The sequence below is a fragment of the Microcystis sp. BLCC-F209 genome (assembly GCF_041928595.1).
In the GTDB taxonomy this organism is placed as follows: Bacteria; Cyanobacteriota; Cyanobacteriia; order Cyanobacteriales; family Microcystaceae; genus Microcystis.
In genome coordinates, this window is record NZ_JBHFLL010000116.1 from 1 (window position 1) to 25558 (window position 25558).

22 protein-coding genes are annotated in these 25558 nt (G+C 42.1%); 8 read left to right on the forward strand and 14 right to left on the reverse strand.

The window, feature by feature from the left end; genetic code table 11:
* Positions 1 to 773: 773 nt before the first annotated feature.
* On the reverse strand, positions 774 to 1136 hold the full coding sequence (locus ACE1AQ_RS07330) for a helix-turn-helix transcriptional regulator (protein ID WP_002784230.1): 363 nt from the start codon (positions 1134 to 1136) through the stop codon (positions 774 to 776).
* Positions 1137 to 1333: 197 nt separating this feature from the next.
* Positions 1334 to 2344 carry a DUF6398 domain-containing protein gene (locus ACE1AQ_RS07335; protein ID WP_110545704.1) on the reverse strand — a complete coding sequence of 337 codons (1011 nt, stop codon included), beginning with the start codon at positions 2342 to 2344 and terminating at the stop codon, positions 1334 to 1336.
* Positions 2345 to 2479: 135 nt separating this feature from the next.
* On the opposite strand from ACE1AQ_RS07335, the gene gatA reads away from it, so the two are divergent.
* Positions 2480 to 3931: an Asp-tRNA(Asn)/Glu-tRNA(Gln) amidotransferase subunit GatA gene (gene gatA, locus ACE1AQ_RS07340; protein ID WP_106909165.1), complete on the forward strand. Its 1452-nt coding sequence runs from the start codon at positions 2480 to 2482 to the stop codon at positions 3929 to 3931.
* A gap of 149 nt (positions 3932 to 4080) precedes the next feature.
* Entirely contained in the window at positions 4081 to 4887 is an 807-nt protein-coding gene (locus ACE1AQ_RS07345; RefSeq protein WP_374808151.1) for an Rpn family recombination-promoting nuclease/putative transposase, read from the forward strand.
* 139 nt (positions 4888 to 5026) lie between these two features.
* On the opposite strand, the gene ACE1AQ_RS07350 is transcribed toward ACE1AQ_RS07345, so the two are convergent.
* From ACE1AQ_RS07350 to ACE1AQ_RS07390, 9 genes are all read right to left on the reverse strand, one after another.
* Positions 5027 to 5362 (reverse strand): DUF86 domain-containing protein, encoded by a 336-nt coding sequence (locus ACE1AQ_RS07350; protein WP_110545699.1) that lies wholly within the window; start codon positions 5360 to 5362, stop codon positions 5027 to 5029.
* Positions 5359 to 5652 (reverse strand): nucleotidyltransferase family protein, encoded by a 294-nt coding sequence (locus ACE1AQ_RS07355; protein ID WP_002790317.1) that lies wholly within the window; start codon positions 5650 to 5652, stop codon positions 5359 to 5361. The genes ACE1AQ_RS07350 and ACE1AQ_RS07355 overlap by 4 nt, the downstream gene beginning before the upstream one ends.
* A 171-nt stretch (positions 5653 to 5823) precedes the next feature.
* Positions 5824 to 7443, reverse strand: coding sequence for an SUMF1/EgtB/PvdO family nonheme iron enzyme (locus tag ACE1AQ_RS07360; protein WP_110545697.1), 1620 nt, complete (start codon positions 7441 to 7443; stop codon positions 5824 to 5826).
* 149 nt (positions 7444 to 7592) lie between these two features.
* A complete protein-coding gene (locus ACE1AQ_RS07365; protein WP_110545695.1) occupies positions 7593 to 9281 on the reverse strand; it encodes a SulP family inorganic anion transporter in 1689 nt (562 codons plus the stop codon).
* Positions 9282 to 9409: 128 nt separating this feature from the next.
* Entirely contained in the window at positions 9410 to 10093 is a 684-nt protein-coding gene (locus ACE1AQ_RS07370) for a Mo-dependent nitrogenase C-terminal domain-containing protein (protein ID WP_008206491.1), read from the reverse strand.
* Between the two features lie 248 nt (positions 10094 to 10341).
* A complete protein-coding gene (locus tag ACE1AQ_RS07375; protein WP_008206492.1) occupies positions 10342 to 11727 on the reverse strand; it encodes a UDP-glucose/GDP-mannose dehydrogenase family protein in 1386 nt (461 codons plus the stop codon).
* Positions 11728 to 11772: 45 nt separating this feature from the next.
* Positions 11773 to 12699 (reverse strand): UDP-glucuronic acid decarboxylase family protein, encoded by a 927-nt coding sequence (locus ACE1AQ_RS07380; protein WP_008206493.1) that lies wholly within the window; start codon positions 12697 to 12699, stop codon positions 11773 to 11775.
* Between the two features lie 164 nt (positions 12700 to 12863).
* Positions 12864 to 13292: a type II toxin-antitoxin system VapC family toxin gene (locus ACE1AQ_RS07385; RefSeq protein ID WP_061433283.1), complete on the reverse strand. Its 429-nt coding sequence runs from the start codon at positions 13290 to 13292 to the stop codon at positions 12864 to 12866.
* Entirely contained in the window at positions 13289 to 13525 is a 237-nt protein-coding gene (locus ACE1AQ_RS07390) for a hypothetical protein (protein WP_110545693.1), read from the reverse strand. Before ACE1AQ_RS07390 ends, ACE1AQ_RS07385 begins: the two co-directional genes overlap by 4 nt.
* 337 nt (positions 13526 to 13862) lie before the next feature.
* Here ACE1AQ_RS07390 and polA point away from each other — a divergent pair, with 337 nt between their 5' ends.
* From polA to ACE1AQ_RS07405, 3 genes are read left to right on the forward strand one after another with little or no spacing between them, the layout of a single operon-like run.
* Complete coding sequence (polA, locus tag ACE1AQ_RS07395) at positions 13863 to 16733, forward strand: DNA polymerase I (protein WP_110545691.1); 2871 nt, start codon at positions 13863 to 13865, stop codon at positions 16731 to 16733.
* Positions 16734 to 16737: 4 nt separating this feature from the next.
* A complete protein-coding gene (locus tag ACE1AQ_RS07400; protein ID WP_002736270.1) occupies positions 16738 to 16983 on the forward strand; it encodes a hypothetical protein in 246 nt (81 codons plus the stop codon).
* 36 nt (positions 16984 to 17019) lie between these two features.
* Complete coding sequence (locus tag ACE1AQ_RS07405; RefSeq protein WP_002794860.1) at positions 17020 to 17268, forward strand: heavy-metal-associated domain-containing protein; 249 nt, start codon at positions 17020 to 17022, stop codon at positions 17266 to 17268.
* A gap of 203 nt (positions 17269 to 17471) precedes the next feature.
* Here ACE1AQ_RS07405 and ACE1AQ_RS07410 read toward each other — a convergent pair whose 3' ends face one another.
* The 3 genes from ACE1AQ_RS07410 to ACE1AQ_RS07420 are packed head-to-tail and all read right to left on the reverse strand — an operon-like array spanning position 17472 to position 21614.
* Positions 17472 to 17798, reverse strand: coding sequence for a DUF86 domain-containing protein (locus ACE1AQ_RS07410; protein ID WP_110545688.1), 327 nt, complete (start codon positions 17796 to 17798; stop codon positions 17472 to 17474).
* On the reverse strand, positions 17788 to 18075 hold the full coding sequence (locus ACE1AQ_RS07415) for a nucleotidyltransferase family protein (protein WP_110545707.1): 288 nt from the start codon (positions 18073 to 18075) through the stop codon (positions 17788 to 17790). The genes ACE1AQ_RS07410 and ACE1AQ_RS07415 overlap by 11 nt, the downstream gene beginning before the upstream one ends.
* A gap of 23 nt (positions 18076 to 18098) precedes the next feature.
* On the reverse strand, positions 18099 to 21614 hold the full coding sequence (locus ACE1AQ_RS07420; protein WP_110545686.1) for an N-6 DNA methylase: 3516 nt from the start codon (positions 21612 to 21614) through the stop codon (positions 18099 to 18101).
* 439 nt (positions 21615 to 22053) lie between these two features.
* Here ACE1AQ_RS07420 and petC point away from each other — a divergent pair, with 439 nt between their 5' ends.
* The 3 genes from petC (at position 22054) to ACE1AQ_RS07435 (ending at position 24811) form a co-directional block, all read left to right on the forward strand.
* On the forward strand, positions 22054 to 22593 hold the full coding sequence (gene petC / locus ACE1AQ_RS07425) for a cytochrome b6-f complex iron-sulfur subunit (protein ID WP_002789527.1): 540 nt from the start codon (positions 22054 to 22056) through the stop codon (positions 22591 to 22593).
* 43 nt (positions 22594 to 22636) lie between these two features.
* A complete protein-coding gene (petA, locus tag ACE1AQ_RS07430) occupies positions 22637 to 23623 on the forward strand; it encodes a cytochrome f (RefSeq protein WP_110545684.1) in 987 nt (328 codons plus the stop codon).
* Positions 23624 to 23749: 126 nt separating this feature from the next.
* Entirely contained in the window at positions 23750 to 24811 is a 1062-nt protein-coding gene (locus ACE1AQ_RS07435; RefSeq protein ID WP_110545683.1) for a mannose-1-phosphate guanylyltransferase, read from the forward strand.
* Positions 24812 to 25558: the final 747 nt, after the last annotated feature.

Here is a 25558-nt window from a genome sequence, read left to right on the forward strand (position 1 = left end):
AAATAGGCTTTTCGAGGGTAATTCTTGTTTTAATTCTCCATGTACGCAGTCTTTAAAAGCCTCTATTTCGTTCCAAGACACGATTAAGAGTGGCTTTTAGGCTAAGTATAATTACTTATCGCGTAAGTGAGATGCTCCCAAATTATATCGTCAACTATTTAAAAATGTCAATCTTAATAATCACTTAGCCTGCATTATTCATGAGAGCAGGGTAAAAAACCCAGGGGAGCATCTCACCTTTGTAACCCCTAAATCAGGTTTTATGTCAAACTATTTTGAAAGCCTTACTAGAAACCAGTTTTAGGGACAAGCATAAGTAGGTGGGTGGAATTAAATATAAAATGAACCTAGGTTGGGTTGAAGCATGAAACCCAACGCCCGCATGGGTTACGCTACCGCTAACCCATCCTACAAATAATTGTGCCTACCTACTTAATTACTCACTTGCCCAAATGAGATGCTCCCAAAACCCAGTTTTCTTGATTCGTGTCCCTTACCCCGGCCCCTCTCCCTTTCTGGGCTATCCCTTATAGGGATATTTCTTAACAATTTTTTCAGGAAGCAATCCAAGCCTTATTCTGACTTGATTTCAGTTTTTTCTTTTCGCTGAAACCCTGGATTTCCTATTCGAATGCTTCGCCCGTACTTTTTCAGCTTTAGAAAAATGGTATGACAATCCAAAATCCAAAATTATTAAATCATCGCCTAATTCGGCACGCCCCCCGGCTGACCAACGACTCCTAACCCCAGCAACAAACTTTTTGCCGCAAACCCTATTTAGGGAGGTGGAAAGCTGGCAGACTCTCGAATTCTCTGGCCCGTTGACGCATTTGCTGACTAATACGATCGCAAACCACCTGACAGAGATCATAGATCACAGGGTCGGTAATTTGATAGTAAACGCTGACTCCTTGGGGTTGCCGCGAGATAATTCCCGCTTGGGTTAAAGCTTTCAGGTGTTTGGAGAGATTGGCCTGGCCTAGTCCGGTCGCTTCAGCGATTTCTTTACCATTCATCGCGCCTAATTGCAAGCAACTGAGAATCTGTAGGCGACTGACTTCTGACAGGACTTTGAAATAGTCCGCCACCGAAGCGAGGACGAGGCTAGAGGTTTGGGGGGAGAAACTGTCTAACATAGGTAAGTAATAAAGTGACCGGTTAAAAAGGCTGACAATAGGTGATCGTTTAAAACTTTATAACTATTGACTACTATAGTTTAACTGGAGAGGTCACTAGAGTCTAGTGGGCAAACTCGATCGAGATTGGGTCATTCAGGAATCTACTGCTGCAAGAGTGCCTCCTAACTCCACCAACAGACTTTTTATCGCAAACCCTAACTATCAGCGAGCATGGTAGTGATTAACTGCCGGACCGTAGTGCTAGGATGGTTCTCTAAATTGCTTGGTAAAGCCCATTCTGAGTCAAGATAGGACATCTTCAGTAAATCTCTCACTTGTTTTGATTTAGCTTGTCCTGTACTTTGAGCAACCCCAAAAGCCTGATAAAGTTCTGTGGCCGAAATGTGGGGATTTTGAGTAGGATCGAAGAGAAAATTGACCATTCCTAGGGCGTGAGTAATGCCGGCAGCCCAGGAATTGGCTTTACCTTTTTCTAGGGGAGAGGGACGCTTACGAGCTAAAGTTGCGGTTAATTGGCGAATAAGTTGGGCGTATTCTTCATTAAGATATTGAGCGGCAAATTTATCGGTAATAGCGGTAATTTCTTGATATTTGGCCTGCATTGCCTTGGGAACATTTTCCGATTTAGGAACAGCTGGGGGCGTTTTTTTCGATGTTGCTGCCGCTTGCTGTTTGGCGTGCTGTTCAGCATTATATTTTTCTTGAAAAGCTGTTAAACCCTCCTGACTGGTGATATCAAAACCCTGCTGATGCGCTTGTAACAGGAGATTTTTCATAAAACCGCCACTGTTGGGATCGTTCATCAGTTGACTAAAGCGATCGCCTAATTGCTCTAAATATTTAATAATAGCCTTAGCCTGAGTTAATTTATATTCTCGTCCCAAAAATTGCCAAAAACTAATTAATTCAGGGATAGCGTCCTCGGTTTCCGTCGGATCGAGGATAGTAATTTTGCGTGGTAAAATCTTCTCCATTAAGATCTGCACATCAGCCTTAGTCATGGTAGCAAGGGTATAACCTTCATAGAGATAGCCCAACTCGATAAAGCTGGCAATCCAACCACCACCTTCTTCTTTTTCTTGATAATAGGCCTCTCCCTCTGGCGAATTGATATATTCCTCGATCGCTCCAGTAATATAATCTTCTAATAAGGGTTCGGCTTCATCGTAGTCTAAATTATCTAATTGTCGGATATTAAAAGTCATAACTCTAGTTTTCCTGCGAGGCTTCCCTTTAATTTTAGGGGATTAGCTGACCGACGACCAAACTGACGCTAAAATAGTCTTTGCTGTCCGGGGTTGTTGCTTGCTCCTGACGGTGGTTGTAACCGGTAACTGAACATGACTTCGATTCGTCAACTGCATCAACAACTCGTTAATAAAGAAAAAACAGCCGTCGAAATCGCTACAGAATTTCTCGCTCGCATCGAAGCGCTCGAACCACAAGTAAAAAGCTTTCTCCATTTAACCCCAGATTTAGCCCTCGCACAAGCCCGAAAAGTGGACGAGAAAATAGCTAGAGGTGAATCTCTGCATCTGTTGGCAGGTATTCCCATTGCGCTAAAAGATAATCTCTGCACCAAGGGTATCCCCACCACCTGCGCTTCCCGGATTTTAGAGAATTTTGTCCCCCCCTACGAGTCCACCGTTACCCAAAAATTACGGGATTTAGGGGCAGTTATCGTCGGTAAAACCAATTTAGACGAGTTTGCCATGGGGAGTTCCACCGAAAACTCCGGTTATCACGTTACTGCTAATCCTTGGGACTTATCCCGGGTGCCTGGAGGCTCTTCGGGGGGTTCGGCTGCGGCTGTGGCAGCTCAAGAATGTGTGGTGGCCCTAGGCTCGGATACCGGTGGCTCAATTCGTCAACCGGCTTCATTTTGTGGCGTTGTCGGGCTAAAACCGACCTATGGCTTGGTTTCTCGCTTTGGTTTGGTGGCTTACGCTTCTTCTCTCGATCAGATCGGTCCCTTTGGTCGTACCGTAGAAGATGCGGCGATTTTATTACAAGCGATCGCAGGTTACGATCCCCAAGATTCTACCAGTCTCAATCTGCCGATTCCTGACTATAGCCAATTCCTGAAAACCAGTTTAAAAGGGCTAAAAATTGGCGTAATTAAGGAAACTTTCGGGGAAGGTTTGGATCAGGTGGTTGCTGAGGCAGTTAATCAAGCTTTAGCGCAGTTAAAGGCCCTCGGTGCCACAATTAAAGAGATTTCCTGTCCCCGTTTCCGTTACGGATTGCCCACCTACTACATTATTGCCCCCTCGGAAGCATCAGCGAATTTAGCCCGTTACGATGGGGTTAAATACGGTATTCGGGAAGATGCCGATAGTTTGATTGATATGTACACCAAGACTCGCGCCAAGGGTTTTGGTGCGGAAGTTAAGCGCCGGATTATGTTGGGAACCTATACCCTCTCGGCGGGTTATTATGATGCTTATTACCTGAAAGCACAAAAAGTCAGGACTTTGATCAAAGAGGATTTTGATCGAGCTTTTCAATCGGTAGATGTGTTAGTTTCTCCCACTTCACCGACCACAGCTTTTAAAGCTGGGGAAAAAACCGCGGACCCTCTGAGTATGTATTTATCGGATTTAATGACAATTCCCGTCAATTTAGCCGGTTTACCTGGGTTAAGTCTTCCCTGCGGTTTTGATGGGCAAGGTTTGCCGATTGGTTTACAATTAGTCGGTAATGTGCTGCGCGAAGATCAATTATTTCACGTCGCCCACGCCTACGAACAGGCCACCGATTGGCACAAACGTCAACCATCTTTTACAAATTGATACAATTGCCGGTGGCTATCTCTTAATTGGGGACAAGTTACCGAAAAAGCTGTTACTTCGTCAACCCAATTGCTCAAAAACAGGAGCTTCCTGAAGAACACAATAAAAAACTGCTGCTAAACTGGAGGCCTCTTTTTGAGTTTAATTGCGTGAAAACTGACAGTATTTTCTATCAACTCTTACAAAGATTTCCCGCTTGTTTCTTTGATTTGTTGAACCTTCCCCCCGAAACCGCCAATTCTTATCAATTCTCCTCGGTGGAAGTTAAACAATTATCCTTTCGTCTCGATGGAGTCTTTTTGCCTGATACACCCAATCAGCCTATCTATTTCCTAGAAGTACAATTTCAGAAAGATAATAGGTTTTATTCTCGTTTCTTTAGTGAAATCTTCCTCTATCTCCACCAAACGGACTTAAGCAACAACTGGCAGGGAGTAGTTATTTATCCTCGGCGTTCAGTGGAAAGCGTAGAGACGGCTCGTTATGGGGAGTTAATCAACTCAGGCAGGATTTTACGTTTTTATCTCGAGGAATTAAGAGAAGGGGAATCCCTGGGAATATCGATGTTACAATTAATTATAGCACCAACCGCCAGAGCGATCGAGCAGGGAAAACAATTAATTCCACGGATTAGACAAGAATTCCCTAAGTTCAAACAACAGCAAGAACTTTTAGAATTGATAGAGACAATCTTGGTTTATAAGTTACCCCAAGTCAGTAGAAAGGAGATAGAAGCGATGTTTAGTTTAAGTGATTTAAAACAAACTAAAGTGTATCAGGAAGCTTTAGAGGAAGGTAGAGAGGAAGGTAGAGAGGAAGGCCGACAAGAAGGCGAATTAGCGGCAAAATTAGCCTCTATTCCTCGTTTATTGGCCTTAGGATTAAACTTTGAACAGATAGCACAAGCTTTAGAATTAGAGATCGAACAGGTTAGACAAGCGACTCAAAGGGAATAGGAAAAGTTCAAACTTTGATAAATTAATATAATTGCTGGTGGCTATCTTTTGCCGGTAGCCATCAAGTAAATCGAAGAATAAAGTAGGTGGGGTTGAACGATAGTGAAACCCGAAATTTAAGTAATTGGGTTGGGTTTCGTCAAATAAATTCCTGTAAAATAGCTTCGATTTGTCCTTTTAGATGAGGAATATCATTTTCAACAATATCCCAAATAATCTCTAGATTAATACAAAAATATTCATGAATAGTTAAGTTTCTTAGATCGCTGGCATCTCGCCAAGGAACTTCGGGATATCTTGCTTTAAATTCTTGAGAAGTTGCTCTAGCTGCTTCACCAATAATTTGTAAATGATAGACAATCCAAGTTTGAATTAATTCTTGTTGTTCAAACACGGTTTTTCCCTGTCGAGCATACTTTTCTACACGCTCAATTGCTTCTAAAATATCCCGCAAGCGTTCGCTATCATCTCTCATAGTGGTATTGCTTCTTTAAGTACCCGCTCTCTGATTCTATCTTTAAGTCCCTGTTCGGTAACAATATCAACTTTGCAGCCTAACAAGTCTTCCAGTTCTCGAATTAACGGCAAAGGAAACCAGGGACTCCGACGTTCGCTACAATAATCAATTAATAAATCAATATCGCTTTTTTCGTCAGCTTCTCCCCGTGCAACAGAACCAAAAATTCGCACGTTATTTGCGCCGTGTTTAGCGGCAATAGCAATGATTTTTTCCCGTTTGTTTTTGAGTAATTCGTCAATTTTCATGATCTACTTAGTTGGCGGTAAATTTTGTCGAAAAAAGCTTCCTTGTACCGATTCTTGGGGTGGGGGTTTAGTTTGTTTCTCACTCTTTATCTAGGGTTGGCTGAATAATCGACCCGCCTAGCGGCGGGAAAAAGAGAAAAAGGGTAAAAAGGGAAAAAAAGGGAAAAAGGGTTACAGAGTCCTCCCGAATACGCAGACTACCCGAAAACCGAGATTGTAGTCGCGGTTGACGCGGCGGGAGTTGTCGTAGCGAACCGCGGAACGGCAGCCATAAGGATCGTTGCACCAGGAACCGCCGCGCAGACACTTGGGATGAGAACGATTATCATTATTGATAGTCCACGCAGATCCATCCTTTGGCGCTCCGATATAGTTATCGTGCCAATCGTCTTCGCACCATTCCGAAACATTGCCAATCATGTCATACAGTCCCCAAGCATTGGGTTTTTTCTGTCCCACAGGATGAGTTTTACTCTGAGAATTTGCGCTATACCAAGCGTAATCTCCTAATTGATTAGCATCATCACCGAAATAATAGCGAGTAGTAGTCCCCGCACGACAAGCATATTCCCATTCCGCTTCTGTGGGGAGGCGATAGGTTTTCCCGGTTATTTGACTCAATTTCTGGCAAAAAGCTTGAGCATCGTTCCAACTAACCTTTTCTACCGGATTTTGCGGATTATTTTGAAACAAAGAGGGATTGATTCCCATTACTGCTTCATATTGCGCCTGAGTAATTGGATATTTCCCGATCGCAAAACTGTTTAATTTAACTTGGTGTGGAGGCTTTTCATAACTTCGAGCATCAGAATCACTGTCAGCAGATCCCATGATAAATTCACCTGCTGGTAAGCTCACCATCTCCAGTGTTACTCCGTTGGATATTTTTTCGGTAAATGGAGTGGGTGAAGCAATTAGGGGTATTGGTGAAACAGGCTTTTTGACTGCTGCCGGTGCTGGTGGAGGTGAAGGGGGAGAATTCCATCCCACAGGTTGTAAGGCATTTAAAACCTGTTGTGCTGTCCATCTTTGTTTTCTATCTTTTTGCAAACACCCTTCAATAATCGGTTTAAACTCTTTCGGTAAACTGGGGATTTGTAGCTCACAATTCATCACCTTCGCCATTAACTGGTTAATATCATTATTAAACTTATAGGGAAGTTGATTAGTCGTCATTTCGATTAACATAATACCTAATGACCACAGATCCCAAGCTGAGGAAATATCCCCCCTAAAGGCTTCGGGAGGCATATAAATAATTGTACCGCTATTGTGGACGGTTTGAGTGTGGCTTTTGTTATTTAAAGTTCTAATTAAGCCAAAATCTGCTAACTTGTATTGTTGATTAACCTTGAGGATATTACCCGGTTTTAAATCTCGATGGACTTTATTTTGTCCATGAAGATAATTTAAGCCCTGGGCGACTTGAGCAGTAATATTTTTAATTTCATCCGCTGACAAACCGCCTTTGGCAATGTGATTTTCTTCTAGGCTACCCTGTGCCAATTCCATCACTAAATAAAGCATCTCTGTATTGAGAAAACGAAATTCCCCCACTGAATAAGCCTTAATTAAATTAGAATGTTCTAACTTTCTGGCATTTGTTAATTCAATTAATTTATCATCGCTACTTTCGGGGATAACTTTAATAGCAACTTCTTGGACTGATGTATTTCTGACCATTTCACTAGCATGAAATACACCCCCAAAACCACCCGCACCGAGAAAATTATTAAGACGATAGGGCCCTATTTGTTGCCCTTCTAACATCCTCATCATTTGGTCTAGCATAATAATAACTCCTGAATTAGCCAATTTTTACGTTGTGTAACTATCCTATTAAGTGAGTGGTTTTAACGAAGGCAAAGGGCAAATGGCAAAAGGCAAAAGGAGCAATAGATAATCAGTTTTTAATAACCAGATTTAGTCTCACCCATCAGTTAACGATTTTTAAAAGCTTCGATCGCTGCTGGCAAAGTATAGTAAATTCTCTCCTCGCTGATTTTATCTAACAAGCGAGAGCGTTGCAATTGTAAGTACAGATCGTGTTTAACCCTAGCGAGGGCAAAAACTATACCCTGTCTTGATAATTCTGCCCCTAGTTCCTCAAGAATCTCCACGGCTGTACTATCCAATTCCCCAAGGGCCTCCGTATTCAAGACAAACCATTCTACCGGTTTTGTCTCCCGGGCAATGGCGCTGAGGGCGCGACGTTTAAAGTCGGCCGCATTAGCAAAAAATAAGGGGGCATCGTAACGATAGATAACTAACCCCGGTATTGTTTGCGCTTCCGGCCAATCCTGGAGCGCGTGTAAACCCATCACCCCCGGGACTCTACCCAAAACGGCATCATCGGGTCGGGTAATGCGGGCCAATAAATCGATAACCGAGAGACCGATGGCGATGGCAACCCCGCTTAAAATCCCCGTGGTTAGCACCCCCACCATGGTCAGGACAGCGAGATTAAACTCACTATTGCGAAAGCTTTTTAGTCGTTTAGCACCGGCAATATCCACCAGTTTACAGGCCGCATAAATCACCAGCGCACCCAAAGCGGCCTTGGGAAAGAGTGCCAGTATCGGACCGAGCAGGAAAATGACCGCCACCACCACCACTGCCACCACCAGGGAGTAAAGCTGACTTTTACTACCCACGGAATCGCCCACCGCGGTGCGACTGGCGCTGCTGCTGATGGGAAATCCCTGACAAAAACCCGCCGCCAGATTCCCCAGTCCTAGGGCTAAAAATTCTTGATTGGCATCGATTTCTTGGTTATGGTGTCTGGCGAAGGCTCTGGCGGTCAAGACGTTATCGGAATAGCCCACCAGGGCAATGCCGACGGCTGCGGTTACTAGGGGTAGTAATTGGGAAAAATCTAGGGTTGGTAAGCCAAAATTAGGCAAAGTTTTGCTAATTTTCCCCACTACTGCCACCCCCTCTTGATCGAGATGGAGGGTGGCGACGGCGAGGGTTCCCAGTAAAACCGCCAGCAATGGTCCCGGTGCTTTGGGAAAATATTTTTGGATGACAAATAGAAATAGTAGCAGCAATAGAGCGAGGCTAAGGGTTGGCCAGTGCCATTGGTTTATTCCCCGAAAAAAAGCGAAAATTTCTTTAAAAACCGTATTTTCACCGATTGACAAACCACTAATTTTACCCAGTTGTCCTGCAATCATGATCACCGCCACTCCCGCCATATAACCGATTAGGATCGGTTTGGAGAGTAAATTAGCTAGAAATCCCAAGCGGGCGATATAACCAACTAAACAGATTAAACCGACCATTAGGGCTAAAAAAGCCGCTAAACTGCCGTAATTTTCTCCTTGAAGGCTTACCATAGGTGCGATCGCTGCCGCCGTCATCACTGCCGTGGTCGATTCTGGCCCGAGGGATAGTTGCGATGAGGAGCCGAAAAGGGCGTAAACTAGGGCGGCCGGCACGAGAGTCCACAATCCCACCACGGGATCGACCCCGGCTAGGTCGCCGTAAGCCATGCACTGGGGAATAGCGTAGGCCGCCACGGTGACACCGGCGAGTATATCTCGGCCCAGCCACTGCCATTGATAGGAGCGCAGGTTTTTTAGCCCCGGTAAATCAGGAAAATCGACTCGTCGGGAGTTTTTACTCATATTTTCTCTGTCAACGGCGACCTAACCTAATTTTAACGGAAGAATTAGCTAGGAAAAGCCTTGAGGCTGAGATATTTTTTGTCAGCAGGATAATTATACCATTTTAGCCGCAATTTTAGTTAAACTGGCTAAATATACTCGGAAATATCCTCTTGACAATCATCAGCTAAGTATGATAGAGCGCGGAAGCGTAAACCGACTAATTGCTCGTAGAGAGGATTTAACTTGCACAGGGGCGGAATATGCACTAATTTATGACCAAACAGCACGATATCGCGTTCAAAAGGACATTGAGGTGGGACCATTTTGCAGATAAACCGGGCCAAACGCGGATCGTGCATTTCTACCCCATCTAACCAGTCTTTGAGGGGATGCAGCAGATCCGGGTGGGGATGTTCGGCACTGATAAACTCGGATTTATTCGCTTCTGTGGTAATTTCGGGAATTTCACAGATAGTATGTTCTAAAGCTGACAGGGCCTCGATTTCTAACCCGAAAGCATCCCGATAACTACGCAGTAATGCCGCTTCTGCGGGGGAATAAATGCCATCGGCGATCGCTACCATGACCGCCGTGCGGAGGAAGTTTTCTGATATTTTGGGGTCATGACCGAAACTTGCGGCCAATTCTTCGGGACTAATCGACTGATAGAGAACGTGGTTGTCATCTAATTCTAATTCGTGAGCGAAACGGGCGATCGATTCCTGTTCGCTGGTGCTATAATCCCCATCAGACCAGGCAATTGTCAGTAATCCCCGTAACCAGTCCCTAACTTGTTCGTTAGTGTAGCGGTATTGAACAGAGCTAACCATAGGTATGTATGTATTGCTAAAACTGATTTCTAGTTTCTCAATTCCATTCTACCGATCGCTTCTGGATTCTAGTGGCTCCTGTTCACATCATGTAACTATAGCCAATAACCCCATGGTCAACTAGGAAGTTTTCGGTTTTCAGCGGGCATAATCGGGCAATTTTCGCCTCCAGGAGCAGGGGTAAGGGTTGCTGCTTCTTGCTCCTTCCCCACCCGCATCAGTCCTGATAAAAAGGCGGATTGCTGGGATTAACGGCCAATCCCCAGGTAACGGAAACCGGCTGCTGTCACCACCGCAGGATCGAGGAAATTGCGACCATCAATTAACACGGGTTCGCGCATGGTTTTAACCATTTTGCCGTAGTCGAGACGGAGGAATTCTTGCCATTCCGTCACCACCACCAAAGCGTCACAACCATCGGCCAATCTTTCTGGATCTGATTCGATAATCACACCGGTTAAACCGTGACTTAAACCACTTTGGGAAACGATCGGATCGTATGCTTTTACCTTAGCACCTAAACGATTTAACTGTTCGATCATAGTTAAAGCCGGAGCATCGCGCATATCATCGGTATCGGGTTTAAAAGTTAATCCCAACAAACCGACGGTTTTACCCTTGAGGATTTTTAATTCCTGTTGCAGTTTTTCGATCGCGATTGTCCGTTGACGTTTGTTAACATTGATAGCGGCGTTAAGTAATTCCGTTTCGTAACCGTAGTCTTCCGCGGTATGTACCAAAGCCGACACATCTTTGGGGAAACAGGACCCCCCCCAACCGATCCCGGCCGAGAGGAACTTGCTACCGATACGGGAATCTAAACCGATACCTTTAGCCACTTGGGTGACATCGGCCCCGACGCGATCGCAGATGTTAGCTACTTCGTTAATAAAGCTAATTTTGGTGGCTAGGAAGGCATTAGCGGCGTATTTAATCATTTCTGCCGAACTGAGATCCGTGACCACTACGGGAACGGGAGGCAAGGAGGGATCTTCAGAGAATTGACGTTCAACCAAAGGCGCATACAATTCCTTCATCATTTCGATGGCTTTCGGGTTATTACTACCTAAAACAATGCGATCGGGGTTAAAAGTATCATAAACCGCCGAACCTTCCCGTAAAAATTCGGGATTGCTGACCACATCGAAATCCGCTTCGATGCGTTCTAGTGTACTAATACCGCCACCAGCGGCCACGAGATTTTTTTGTCTCTCGGCCACGCCATCGAGGACGATCATCCGTACCCAATCGCCGGAACCGATGGGAACGGTAGATTTATTGACGATTACTTTATAACCACCGTTGAGATGGGCCCCAATACCCCGGGCCACCGCTTCCACATAACGGGTGTCACTTTCTCCGTTGGGTAGTGCGGGTGTACCAACAGCGATAAAGAGGATTTCGCCGTGTTTAACTCCCGCTTCTAGGTCCGTGGAAAATTCCAGATTGCCGGAGGCTGCCGAAGACTGCATTAATTCCGATAACCCCGGTTCATAGATGGGAGATTGTCCCGATTTCATTAATTTGACTTTTTCTTCATTGTTGTCAATACAGATAACATGATGGCCGATATGTGCTAGACAAACCCCCGTGACTAAACCCACATAACCCGTTCCGATAACACAAACACGCATGATAATTACTCCGATGACAATTAAGTTAAATTTATTGATTAGGGATTAGCTGAGACGAGAACGGAAATCCTCGATCGTCATTTTTAAACCCTGGTGTAGAGGAATAGTGGGACTCCAATCCAAATAGGTTTTAGCACGGGTGATATCCGGTTGTCGCTGCTTGGGATCATCTTCTGGCAGTGGTTTATAGACCAATTCGGCCTCGGGATTAATCATGCCTTGGATCACTTGCGCTAATTCCAAAATTGTGTATTCGTCGGGATTGCCGAGATTAACCGGCCCGATAAAGTCTCCATTCATCAAACGCATTAACCCTTCCACCAGGTCAGAAACATAGCAAAAACTGCGGGTTTGGGAACCTTGACCATAAACCGTTAGGGGTTCACCGCGCAAAGCTTGCACCACGAAATTACTCACCACTCGACCATCGTTTTCCAACATTCGCGGGCCGTAGGTGTTGAAAATCCGGGCCACCCGGATATCGACTTTATGCTCCCGATAATACTCAAAAGCCAGGGTTTCCGCCACCCGTTTACCCTCGTCATAACAGGAACGCGGTCCGATGCAGTTGACATTACCTCGATATTCTTCCGTTTGCGGATGCACATCGGGATCACCATAGACTTCTGAGGTAGAAGCGAGCAAAAATCGCGCTTTTACCCTTTTAGCTAGGCCCAGCATATACATAGTCCCTAAAACATTGGTTTTAATCGTTTTGACGGGATTATATTGATAGTGGATCGGGGAAGCAGGACAGGCCAGGTGATAGATCTGATCCACCTCTAAACGGATCGGCTCGGTGATATCGTGACGAATTAGCTCAAAATAAGGATTTCCTAGCCATTTAACGATATTTCGGCGCACCCCCGTGTAGAAGTTATCCAGACAGATCACTTCATGACCCTGTTCCATCAAGCGATCGATTAGATGGGAACCAATAAAACCCGCACCGCCTGTAACTAGGATTCTCATGTAATCGCAAAGCACACATATAAAATTATTCTTAAAATACCCTTACGCTGGCTTTTTGGCAAATATTTTTTTGACGAGGTGTTATCAGCGATCGCCGATGCTAGGCTAATGGCTGGGTAATCCTTAAAAAATGTAACAATTTTCGTAGTCATCCCTACAGAGTTCTATATCGTCCAATCTTGTAGGCGTAAATTAGGGATTTGAGAGAAATCACGATAATTGCGTGTTACTAAAATACTGTTTTCTGATAAACTAATCGCTGCAATTCTTAAATCTTGTGTTCCTATAGGAATTTTTTGCTCCCGTAATTCTCTGAAATGATAATGAGCTTCTAAAGTATAGTTCAAAATTTTAAATTTGCTCAGATAATTAACTATATCTCTCAAACCTTGATAGCCTTTGATTAACTTTTCATATTGATTGCTTTGAGAGTATTTTCTGATCACGCTGAACCATCCTCTTACTTGTTCTTCTAAAGTAATAATTGTTATAGCCGTATCATCAGGATCGATAGACGCTACTCTCCGAACTAAGTTCGGATGTAGTTTTTGCAGTAGGGTTATATGATCGGTATCTAATATATATTGAGTCACGGTGTTTCAACTTGTTGACTGTCTTCTTGGTCAACTTTTTGACGATAGGTTTCTATACTCTCTATGACTTCATCTAAGAGGGGATTATAGGTTAGTGTAACTGGTATATTGAGCAGTGGATGCTCTTGTTGTTGTTTTTTCTGCGCTAATTTTTCAAATAATTGGTTTTGTTCTTCTAAAGAAAGTTTATCGATAGATTCTATAATCTGGCTAAGAGAAAGATGAGGAGTCATAAATTACAAGCCTTTTTGACTAGATATTGATGCTAGTGTAGCATAATTCCCTTCGCTAACAGCTTTAAAACAGATCCTACAGTAATCCGCATTTTTCTGATAGTTCCCTAGTGGTACAAACAGGATGCCTGTAAATGACATTGATGCAATTGGTAGCACAGGCATCCGCCGCCTGTAAAGAGATAGAAAGATTTAAGGTTAGAACAAGGCCAGCATCTGTTATAGTCTAATACAGAAGAAACTCCCTTGTCAAATTTAGGCAAATTCGGGCAAAATAGGGGATGTAAATTTTATACACTATTTAGTATTATTTTGATAGGACTAAAGAGGCTAGATTATGACCAGTGCCGAGCAAAATAAGCTATTTATCCTGATCGATGGGCATTCTTTGGCTTTTCGTGCCTATTATGCCTTTGCTAAGTCTCGTTCGGGACCTCTGCGTACTTCTAGCGGCATTCCCACCAGTGTTTGTTTTGGGTTTTTAAATTCTCTGCTGCAGTTACTAGAAACTCAAAAACCCACTTATTTAGCAGTGGCTTTTGATTTAGCAGTCCCTTCTTTTCGCCATGAAGCTGATGTCAATTATAAGGCGAATCGGCAAGAAACTCCCGAAGAATTTCGCCCCGATTTAACTAATCTGCAAAGTCTCTTGGCAGCGATGAATATTCCTATTGTGACTTCTCCGGGTTACGAAGCAGATGATGTTTTAGGAACTTTGGCAAAACAAGCCGGCGATAATGGTTATACTGTTAAGATTTTAACAGGCGATCGAGATTTATTCCAATTGGTAGATGAGGAGAAAAAAACCACGGTTCTCTATCTGGATATTAATGCGGTCAAAAGTACATCGGGACAGGGTTATACAGAATTTAATTCCCAAGCTGTCACGGAAAAGTTAGGGGTGACACCAAAACAGGTAGTAGATTTTAAAGCTCTTTGCGGTGATAAGTCTGATAATATCCCTGGGGTGCGCGGAATTGGCGAAAAAACAGCGATAGATTTATTAAAAAAATACGATAACTTAGAGGATATATATACCAATCTGGAATCGATTAAGGGAATGGTAAAAACTAAATTATTAGAGGGTAAAACCGCTGCCGAAAGTTCTCGCTATTTGGCCAAAATTGCCCTTGATGCCCCCGTTAGCCTCGAAGAGGAGAAATTTCGCCTCCGAGGTTTTGATCGGCGTTTAGTTAAAGCTTTATTGGAAAGATTAGAATTAAAGAAAATTCTCCAGAAACTCGATCAAATTCAACAGCATCTAGGTGGCACTACTACCCTAGAATTAACTAGCGATGCTGATTCTAATCAATTGTCTCTGTTTGATTTACCCCCTATTTCTCCACCAGTTCTAATTGCTCCCGACATTATTGATACTATTCCTAAGTTAGATGCTTTACTGGCAAAATTAACAACTTTCACTAATCCACATTTTCCCGTCGCTTGGGACACCGAAACCACGGATTTAAATCCTCGTGTAGCCAAATTAGTCGGCATCGGTTGCTGTTGGGGAAAAGAATTAAATTCTCTGGCCTATATTCCCATCGGCCACCAGAGCGGTGATAATTTAAATCTAGAGATAGTTCTCGAAAAATTACGCCCAATTTTAGCCAGTGATAATTATCCGAAAGTCTTCCAGAATGCGAAATTTGATATTGATGTTTTTTATCATCAAGGAATTACCGTTAAAGGTCTAGTTTTTGATACTATGGTGGCTAGTTATGTCCTCCATCCCGAACTAACTCATAATCTCGAAGATTTATGCGATCGCTATTTAGACGGTATCACTTCCCTTAGTTATAAAAGTCTCGGTATTCCTGCGGGAAAAACCATCGCTGATTTAGATATTGCCACTACTGCTACCTACTGCGGATTAGATGCCTACGCTACCTATTTACTTCAAGAAAAATTACAGGCAGAATTAACTAAAATCACCCCTTTGTATCAATTATTCTCAGAGGTAGAATCTCCCTTAGTCATGGTGCTGTGGCAGATGGAAAATTATGGTATAAAAATTAATATCAATTATCTAAAAAACTTGTCCCAGCAGCTAGAAAGAGACTTAGCAGAAATAGAAAAAAAAGCTTATGAATCCATCGGAGAAACCTTTAATCTTAGCTCTCCTAAACAGTTAAGTGAAATCCTTTTTGATCGATTGGCACTCAACCGCAAAAAATCCAGAAAAACTAAAACAGGTTACTCCACCGATCAAAGTGTTTTAGAGAAACTACAAGGCGATCATCCCTTAATTGATTATATCCTTGAACATCGCACCTTATCTAAATTAAAATCAACCTATGTGGATGCTTTACCGAAATTAGCCGAACCAAAAACCGCAAGAGTACATACAGATTTTAATCAAACCATCACCAGCACCGGACGCTTATCATCCTCCAATCCTAACCTACAAAATATCCCCATTCGCAGTGAATTTTCCAGGCGAATTCGTCAAGCTTTTATCCCCGAAGATGGTTACTTATTGGTGTCAGCAGACTACTCACAAATCGAGTTAAGAATTCTCGCTCATCTCAGTCAAGAACCAGTTTTATTAGAAGCTTATCGTAGTAACCAAGATGTTCATAAAGTCACCGCTCAATTGCTCTTTGATAAAAAGGAAATTACCCCCGAAGAACGCAGTTTAGGAAAAACAATTAACTTCGGGGTTATTTATGGCATGGGAGCGCAAAAATTCGCCCGTGAATCGAAATTAACCGTAGAACAGGGCAGAAAATTTATTGAAAAATATCATCAACGTTATGCCCAAGTATTTGAGTATTTAGAAAATAGCAAAAAACAAGCGATCGCTCAGGGATATGTGGAAACAATTTTGGGCAGAAGACGTTATTTTAACTTCGATAATCCCCTCTTAAAAAGACTGCGGGGACTGTCCTTACATGACATCGATTTAGATAGCCTCAAACTCAACAACGAGGAAGCACAATTATTAAGATCGGCTGCTAATGCGCCCATTCAGGGTTCCAGTGCTGATATTATTAAAGTAGCGATGATAAAATTAGCCGAGGTACTGCAAAATTATCGAGCGAGATTACTGCTGCAAGTCCATGATGAATTAGTCTTGGAAGTACCGAGGGAAGAATGGCCATCCCTAGAGTCAAAAATCAAGACGACTATGGAAGAAGCTGTCTCCTTGACGATCCCTCTCTTGGTAGAAATTAAAGCCGGTGACAATTGGATGGAAACCAAATAAAACTATGATCGAAAACAGACAATTTTTAACCCCAGAAGAATCCGCAGATGTGGACGCTGCCCTCTTAACTTCTCCCGAAAAATTCCTGACTCGTTTAACAATTTCTTCCCTACGCTTACTAAAAATAATCGCCGAAGATACGGGAGTAACCCTAGAAGAACTAACCCATAAACAGGTCATCCAATGGCTAGAAAAAGATAGTAAACTGCGACGGGAACAGGGGATCGAAGCGGCAGTGCTGAAATGGTAAATAAACTCTTAAAAAATCAGCTACCCCTGACAATTTATGCTAGTTTTTAGCTATGAAGTTACTGGAGTTACAACAATGACAATTACCCTAAAAGTGCCTAGTATTGCCTGTGAAGGTTGCGCTAATACCATTACTAAAGCGATTAATAATCAGCAACCAGCAGCCCAAATATCGGTGGATGTAGCCAATAAAATCGTCACGGTAGAAACCACCGCATCCCCCGCAGAAATTGCCCAATGGATCAGCGAAGTCGGCCATACTGTTGAGTCTAGCAGTGAGGGTTGACATTCTCCCCCTTTAAAAATAGACCTCTGGTAAAAATCAAGGGTAGTTCTATTTTTGTGTTGATCAGATTAGTTTGACTCCCAAGCTTTCTAGTTGTTGGTTTATCCAAGCGGTTGCCGTTTCTTCCTCGGTTTCTATCGCTTTTTCTACTCCTATTTTAGCAATTTCTAATAGTTGTTTGGATTTTTGCTTTTAAAGCACTCTTAGAGTAAAGGTGCGATCGCTTTCAAAAGTTCTGTTAATTTATTTTCAACTATGTCCCATACCACATCCAAATCAAGCTGATCGTATTTATGAACAATGACATCTCGCATTCCAGCCATTTCTCGCCAAGGAATTTCTGGATGTTGTTGACGGAAGATTACAGAAAGACGTTTAGTCGCTTCACCAATAATGGTAATTTGGTAGAGGATGGCAGACAATTTTTCATCATTGGTTTCCAATTCTGATTTACCGATACCATCGGTATAGCGCAAAATACGTCTAATAGAATTTACAATGTCGATTAGAGATTCTTGATCACGAAGCATATATAATCTGTGCTGATTCTAAAATGTTTTTACATCTTAGCCAGTTATCACTCCGTTTGAGTGCTGCTTTCACAATTAAATCTACTTTTCGATTGAAAATTGCTTGCAGTTCATCGCGCATTTGTAGGGTTTCGGTTAAACCTCGTTTAGCAGTTGGGGAAAAGGTAATTAAAATATCAATATCGCTATCTGAACGGAAATCTTCGCGTAAAACTGAACCAAATAATGCCAACTCGGTGACTTGCCACTTTTGACAAAATCCTTTAATTTGTTCCATTGGTAGATTTATTTTTGTGTTCATCAGATTAGGTTTACTCCCAAGCTTTCTAGTTGTTGGTTTATCCAAGTGGTTGCCGTTTCTTCCTCGGTTTCTATTGCTTTTTCTACTCCTATTTTAGCAATTTCTAAGAGTTGTTTGGATTTTGCTTTAATATCAAAGCTATCTTGTACTTTTTTACTGATTTCTCCTTGAAGATTATAATCTAATATAGGAATTCTAAGGTCAGATACTTCATTCAAGTTTAGATTGGTTTGCAAACCCTGACGAGCATACTTGGAAATGTACATTTTGCCTATTTCAGAGTTAAAAAAGACAATTAAATAGAGTCTTTTAACTTGAGCTTCGTCAAACCTTAAAATAGAAACAGCTTGATTAATATTGGCTTCAAAATCATGATCAAAAATAGCACATCTTCCTACCGTACCAGCAATTGAAAAAAGTACATCATTTTTCTTGACTTTTGTTTTTTTCAAGGTGAGATCATGAACATATCTTTTAATAAAAATAAAGTTATTTGTGTCAACTTCTCCATCTTTAAGATCAACTGCTCTTATAAAAGGAATACCATCATCTTCATCTGTATAATCATCACCACCCGCTTTAGGAGTTGCACCACTAGAAACAGGGTAATTAATTAAATCACGAATTTTTATCAATTTGAAATCCTTAAAATAATTATCAATTTCATCATATTTCGGTTGATAATACTCAGCATCCAAGCGTCCAGAAGACAAAAAAGACTCAGAAAAACTTTTAACTGCGATGCTTTCTTCTGTGGGTTGCCAATCTTTTAAACCAAGTTCTGTTAATAGTAAATTTTCAGCTTGTTGGTAGATACATTGTGAAGAATCTAATAAATTTTTGGAGAATTTAACTATTTTTTCAATATACTGTTGAAAATCATCTTTTAGTTGAGGAACTTTAATCTCTTTAATTTTGTATATAAAAAGGTGTAGTTGAACATTTCCAGTGGATTCTCTCTCAGACTGAAATCGTCCATATCTACTCACTAAAAAAGTTGATAGAAATCTAGGCTTAACAGATTTGTCATGAATTCTAATAATTCCTACATCTCGATCACTATTTGCGGGCAATATATATTTATCAACTACTGCACAGTTCCCAATAGTTCCAACCGTAGAAATAATTACATCATCTTCCTGAAACTGAGTTCTTGGATTTAGATTGTGTTGACGCTCAGAGATATATTTAATATCATTTATGTCAAAGTAGTTTTCTTTAGGATATTTTGCCGAAAATGAAAGTATATTACTGTCTTCATCAAAATCAATTGATTCATGAATACCATCGGTAACATAAGCAATGTCATGAATTTTTTGATACCTGATTTTTTGAAGTATCTTCAAACTAGCAAGATAATGCTTTCTGAAATATTCACTATCAAATCTAGATGAGTTATTATCTTCCAAAACCTCGCTTAAACTCAATTCAACCGCTTCAATTCTATCCATTAACTGCTGATATTTAACCGGATCAAAAGCTCCCCCCTTACTCAGAGGGGAAAGGTCAAAAAAACTTAAATTCTCCTTTTTAGCAAACTCAATAAAGGCCTCAGCGATACCATCTTCCGTTAATCCATCATGATTAAAAAGATCATGATCCACAATCCAATGATTATGTTTATCTAAGAGAAAATCCCCCGAATCATCAGACACTTTAACATAAACTTTTTCTCCAGAATTATCCTTGCCTGACTTCTGCATCGTCGCAAAAAAGATATTATAATCATCCTGACGAGGACAAAGTGCGCCTATTTTGGGATCATCATTCCATTTTTGCACCAATAACACCGAGGTTTTTGTTCCCGTATGGGGTTTAAAAGTATTACCATGTAATCCCACCACTGCTAATATTCGACATCTTTCGGCAATAAAATCCCGAATATTCTTATCAGAAGAATTATTAAAGCGTCCTTGGGGTAAAACTATCGCCATTCTTCCCCCCGGTTTCAAAAAGTCTAGATTGCGCTCAATAAATAAAATATCGCGTCCTACCTTAGTTTCCCATTTACCGTTAGGCTTTTTTGCTAAGTCATAACGAGCAATCATGCGCGGTTCTTTGATGTCACCCGCAAAAGGTGGATTTGCCATCAAAATATCGAATTGAAACTCCCTATAGTCTGGACTTCCCTTTGGACGCAGTTTTTTCAAGCGTCTGAAACCTTCATGATAAACATCATCCCATTCTTCCTGTTGCGTCACCTCATCCCATAATTCATAATCTAGAGTGTTTAAATGTAGTACGTTTGTTTGTCCATCTCCAGCAATCAGATTGAGGGTTCGTGCTACCCTTACCGCTTTTTCATCAAAATCAATAGCAAACACCTTTTCTTCCACATATTCCTTACAACGGGGTGGCTTTTCTTCCAATGAAAATAAATGACTTACTTCTAATCCCTCATCCTCTAGAATCTGCCGCCAAACATGAAAGATTGTATGTACTGGAAAACCCGAGGAACCGGCTGCAGTATCAATTATATATTCATCTTCTTGGGGGTTAAGCATCTTCACACACATATCAATCACATAACGAGGGGTGAAAAACTGTCCTTTTTCCCCTTTACTGCTTTGATTGATTAAATACTCAAATGCTTCATCAATTACATCCAAATTGGAGTTAAATAGCTTCACATTTTCTAAGGATGACACACAAACCGATAAGTGAGAAGGTGTGAGACTAATCTTGGCATCCTCACTAAATACCCCTGGCCATTTTTTCTTAGCTTTGTCAAAAAGATCCTGGATTTTTGTTTTTAATGCGCTTTCTGTTTGTCCTGTATTACGAAACTCCAGAGAACGAGTAGAACGTCGATTACCCTGTCCAGAATACCATTCATCATAGAGCTTGGCAAAAATCAGCTTAAATAATTCCTCAAAGACATCTACCCCCGCATTTGCTAATACCTCATCTTCCATTTCTTCGATTAGCGTTTTCAGAGATTTATTTTCTTTGACTAACTTATCATTGGCGATTAAATCATCTAAAGTGAACTTAATCTGGAGAATATCTGCTAGGGTTTGATTAGAGTTAGGGATATCTGGAATATCTTCAAAATAATTGGGATCTTTGCGTTGATAATAGGAAATCTGATCGCCGTTCGTCCAGACAGCCATCGGCGAACCTGTGCCGTTACAATAGGAACGTAGTTGTGCTTTTCCTTCCTTGAGTTTGGGTTTTTTTACCTCTACCAAAATATAAACTGTGTTCAGGCGATCTTTGTCCATCACCGCAATATCTGCTCGTTTTACCTCCCTGCCAAAATTAACCCCATACTCCACCTGAATGCGACTGAGAGGATAATTTAAGCGATCGCTTAAAACCCTTAAATATAATTGTCTAATCGCTTCTTCTGGGGTAAGTTTAATCTCTTTTTTCCGTACTAAGCAAATTGTATAGGGAGCTTCCCCATTTTTCGTCTTTTTAAGCGTAATTGCCTGCTCTAATTGCTCAATTTCCGTCGGTGTAAACTGGGACAACTTATAACTTGAGTCTTTGAGAATATCAGCTAATTTCATGGGTTAAAGATGATAGAGATAAATAAAAATTTTTATACCAAGCATTGAAAGTAATCCCAGCCTTGACAAATTGAGTTAAGTAATCTATTTATGCGAGAATTTTCCCTGTACAAGCCGGTAGGCATGACTTGAAATCATTGTATTCTTGGCTACTTAACTTAAGTTAAAGGTATATGGGGACTTAACTTTTCCATTGGATCAAATTTTTTAAGATTCTTTCGATGTTCGCGGTTTCTCATCTCGGCAAAAGCGAGAAAACAGCGATCGCATTTGACGCAGCTTTGCTGTGGCAATTGTCCGTGACTCAATATCTGTAATAATCTAATAAAGCCCTTGTAAACCTTCTTTAAGCTCTGGGTTTTCGTCTTGATCGAGATGCACAAAATCGCCCTTAGATGAGAATTAGTTTACAAAAATTTACATTTGGAGATAAGGAGCAATGAGTCAAGTTTCCGGTACAGATGTTCCCGATTTGGGTCGTCGTCAATTTATGAACCTGTTGACCTTTGGTACAATTACCGGAGTAGCGGCGGGTGCTTTGTATCCGATTGTTAAGTATTTTATTCCCCCCTCGGCCGGTGGTACGGGTGGCGGTGTCACCGCTAAAGATGCCCTAGGCAATGATGTGATTGTCAGTCAATTTCTGGGAAGCCATAACGCTGGCGATCGCACCTTAGCCCAAGGTTTAAAAGGCGACCCCACCTATTTAGTTGTCCAAGAGGACAAAACCCTGGCCAACTACGGAATTAACGCCGTCTGTACCCACTTAGGTTGTGTGGTGCCTTGGAATGCCAGCGAAGAAAAATTCATGTGTCCTTGCCACGGTTCCCAGTACAATGCCGAAGGAAAAGTAGTTCGCGGTCCAGCGCCTCTATCCTTAGCCCTCGCCCATGCCAACGTCACCGATAATGATAAAGTCGTCTTCTCCACTTGGACGGAAACCGACTTCCGCACCGGTGAAGAACCCTGGTGGTCCTAGATTATTCAATGTGACGAGATTTGGAATTATTCAACCGATAGAGATGAGAACATTCAACTTTTTAAGCTTCCCGCAAGTCCACAGACAGGCCCTAGTGAAAGCCGTCCTCGTGGCGATCGCTACCGTTTCCCTACTCCTAACCAGCGATGTCATTAACCCCCAATCTGCCCAAGCATATCCTTTTTGGGCGCAACAAACCGCCCCGGAAACCCCCAGAGAAGCGACCGGTCGGATTGTCTGCGCGAACTGCCATTTAGCCCAAAAACCCGCCGAAATTGAAATCCCCCACTCGGTATTACCCGATAGCGTCTTTGAAGCAGTGGTAAAAATCCCCTACGATCCCACCAGTCAACAGGTGTTAGGCGACGGATCCAAGGGGGGTTTAAACGTCGGTGCAGTCTTAATGCTACCGGATGGTTTTAAAATCGCGCCCCCCGATCGCATTCCCGAAGAAATGCAGGAAAAACTCGGTGGAGTCTATTTCCAATCCTACAAAGAAGGTCAAGATAACGTGGTTATCGTTGGCCCCTTACCCGGGGATCAATACAAAGAAATCGTTTTCCCTGTCCTGGCCCCCGATCCTAGCCAAAACAAGAGTATTCACTTCGGTAAATATGCTGTGCATTTAGGGGCCAATCGCGGTCGCGGTCAAGTGTACCCCACCGGTGAACCGAGCAATAATAACGCTTTCAAAGCTTCTACCGCAGGTACAATTAGCCAGATCAGCAAAACCGAAGCCGGTGGTTATGAAGTCACCATCACTTCTGAAGCTGGCCCCGTGGTGGAAAATATTCCCGCAGGTCCTGAGTTAATCGTCTCGGAAGGTCAAGCGATCGAAGTGGGACAATTTTTAACCAGTAACCCCAATGTTGGCGGTTTTGGTCAAAAAGAGACGGAAGTTGTCCTACAAAATCCCGGCCGGATCAAAGGATTAGTTTTATTCCTCGGTGGTATTATGCTCTGCCAAATCCTCTTAGTTATTAAGAAAAAACAAGTGGAAACAGTACAAGCGGCCGAAATGAATTTCTAATCGCAATATTTCGGTTATTTTTGCTAAAAAGCGGGTTATTTGCCCGCTTTTTAGCTTTGGGTCAGGAAAACGCTCACTGCCGTCTGATACAATCGGTTCAACTTAACCGATAAGTGTCAATTTTTTATGAATCAGTCGCTTGTTCCAGTCATTCTCGCCGGTGGTAAAGGGGAACGTTTTTGGCCCCTCAGTCGTCTAGCGCGTCCGAAACAGTTTCTCTGTCTTGATGGTAGTGGTCGCAGTCTTTTACAAGCAACGGCCGATCGTCTATTATCTTTAGGGGCAGGTTGGGAAAATCTCTGGGTAATTACCGCTAGTGCGATCGCTGATGGTGTCCGCGAACAACTGCCCGATTTACCGGAGAGTAACCTATTAGTGGAACCGGTGGGCAAGGATACGGCCCCGGCTGTGACTTGGGCTACTTTAGAAGTGATAAAACGTTATGGTAAGGAAGTGGCGATCGGTTTTTTTCCTGCCGATCATTATATTGGTGATCAAGAGGCTTATATTAACACTTTAAAAGCGGCCGTAGAAGTGGCCGTCAGCCAAAAAGCGATCGTTACTTTAGGGATTAAACCCGATTATCCCTCCACCGGTTACGGTTATATCGAACAGGGAGAAAATCAAGGCGAATTTAATGGTTTACCCGTCTATAAAGTGAGTCGTTTTACGGAAAAACCCGATCGCACCACGGCCGAAAAATTCCTAGAAACGGGACTTTTTAGCTGGAATAGCGGAATGTTTATCTTTCAGGGACAAGTGGTTTTAGAGGAGCTAAAAACCCACGCTAATAATATTTTACAACCTCTGATCGATCGGGGCATCGCTGCCTATGAGGATTTAGAGAAAAAAAGTATCGATTATGCTTTGATGGAAAAAACCCAACTCGCTTACGTTTTACCCGCTAATTTTGGTTGGGATGATCTGGGAGATTGGAATTCTCTGGAAAGATTACTAGAAGCAAAGGGCAAAAATATTGAACTGGCCAATCATGTCGGTTTGGATACGGAAGGCTCTATTATCTATGCTAGTGATGAGGAGGAAGTGATCGTTACTATTGGTTTAAAAGATCTGGTAATTGTTCGCGACGGTAAAGCAACTCTCGTTGTCCACAAAGATCGTACCCAAGATATTAAACAAGTTCTCAAGCACTTACAAACCGATCCCAAATTGGAGAAATTGTTATAGGATTGATATTAGTTACCAGCTTTTTCAGTAATCAGTGATCAGTAAACAGTAATCAGTGAAAAGACAGTAGGAAACCTCTATTTAATACTGCTAACTTAAAACTCAAATCTGATCACTGATAACTTACCCACTGATAACTGATAACTGAAAGGGGTACATCTCATTTTTGTAAATCTACTAAGTTGGGATTTTTTAAGGGAAACTCTCTACTAAAATCGGGCGTTAAGTAGGTAGGCACAATTATTTGTAGGATGGGTTAGCGGTAGCGTAACCCATGCGGGCGTTGGGTTTCATGCTTCAACCCAACCTACGTTCATTTTATATTTAATTCCACCCACCTACTTACTTTCGGTTTTATCGCTCAATCCAAGCTTTTGGGGGGTTCTACCCCCCAAACCCCCCGTCGGGGGACGAAGCGCCTCCCCCGAACCCCGGAGCGCATTAGTTTTTTTGTGGGATGCTTACACGCAGCTGCTGATATATCTGTAATAATTTAAGAGTCACTGATAATTGCTGATTATCGGTATTTCTGCAAATGTGGGATGCAGCCATCGATAAGTACCTAACTTACCCACTGATAAACTGATAACTAATAACTGATAACTGATAACTAATAACTAATAACTGATAACTGATAACTGATAACTGATAACTGATAACTGATAACTAATAACTGATAACTGATAACTAATAACTAATAACTAATAACTGATAACTGATAACTGATAACTGATAACTGATAACTGA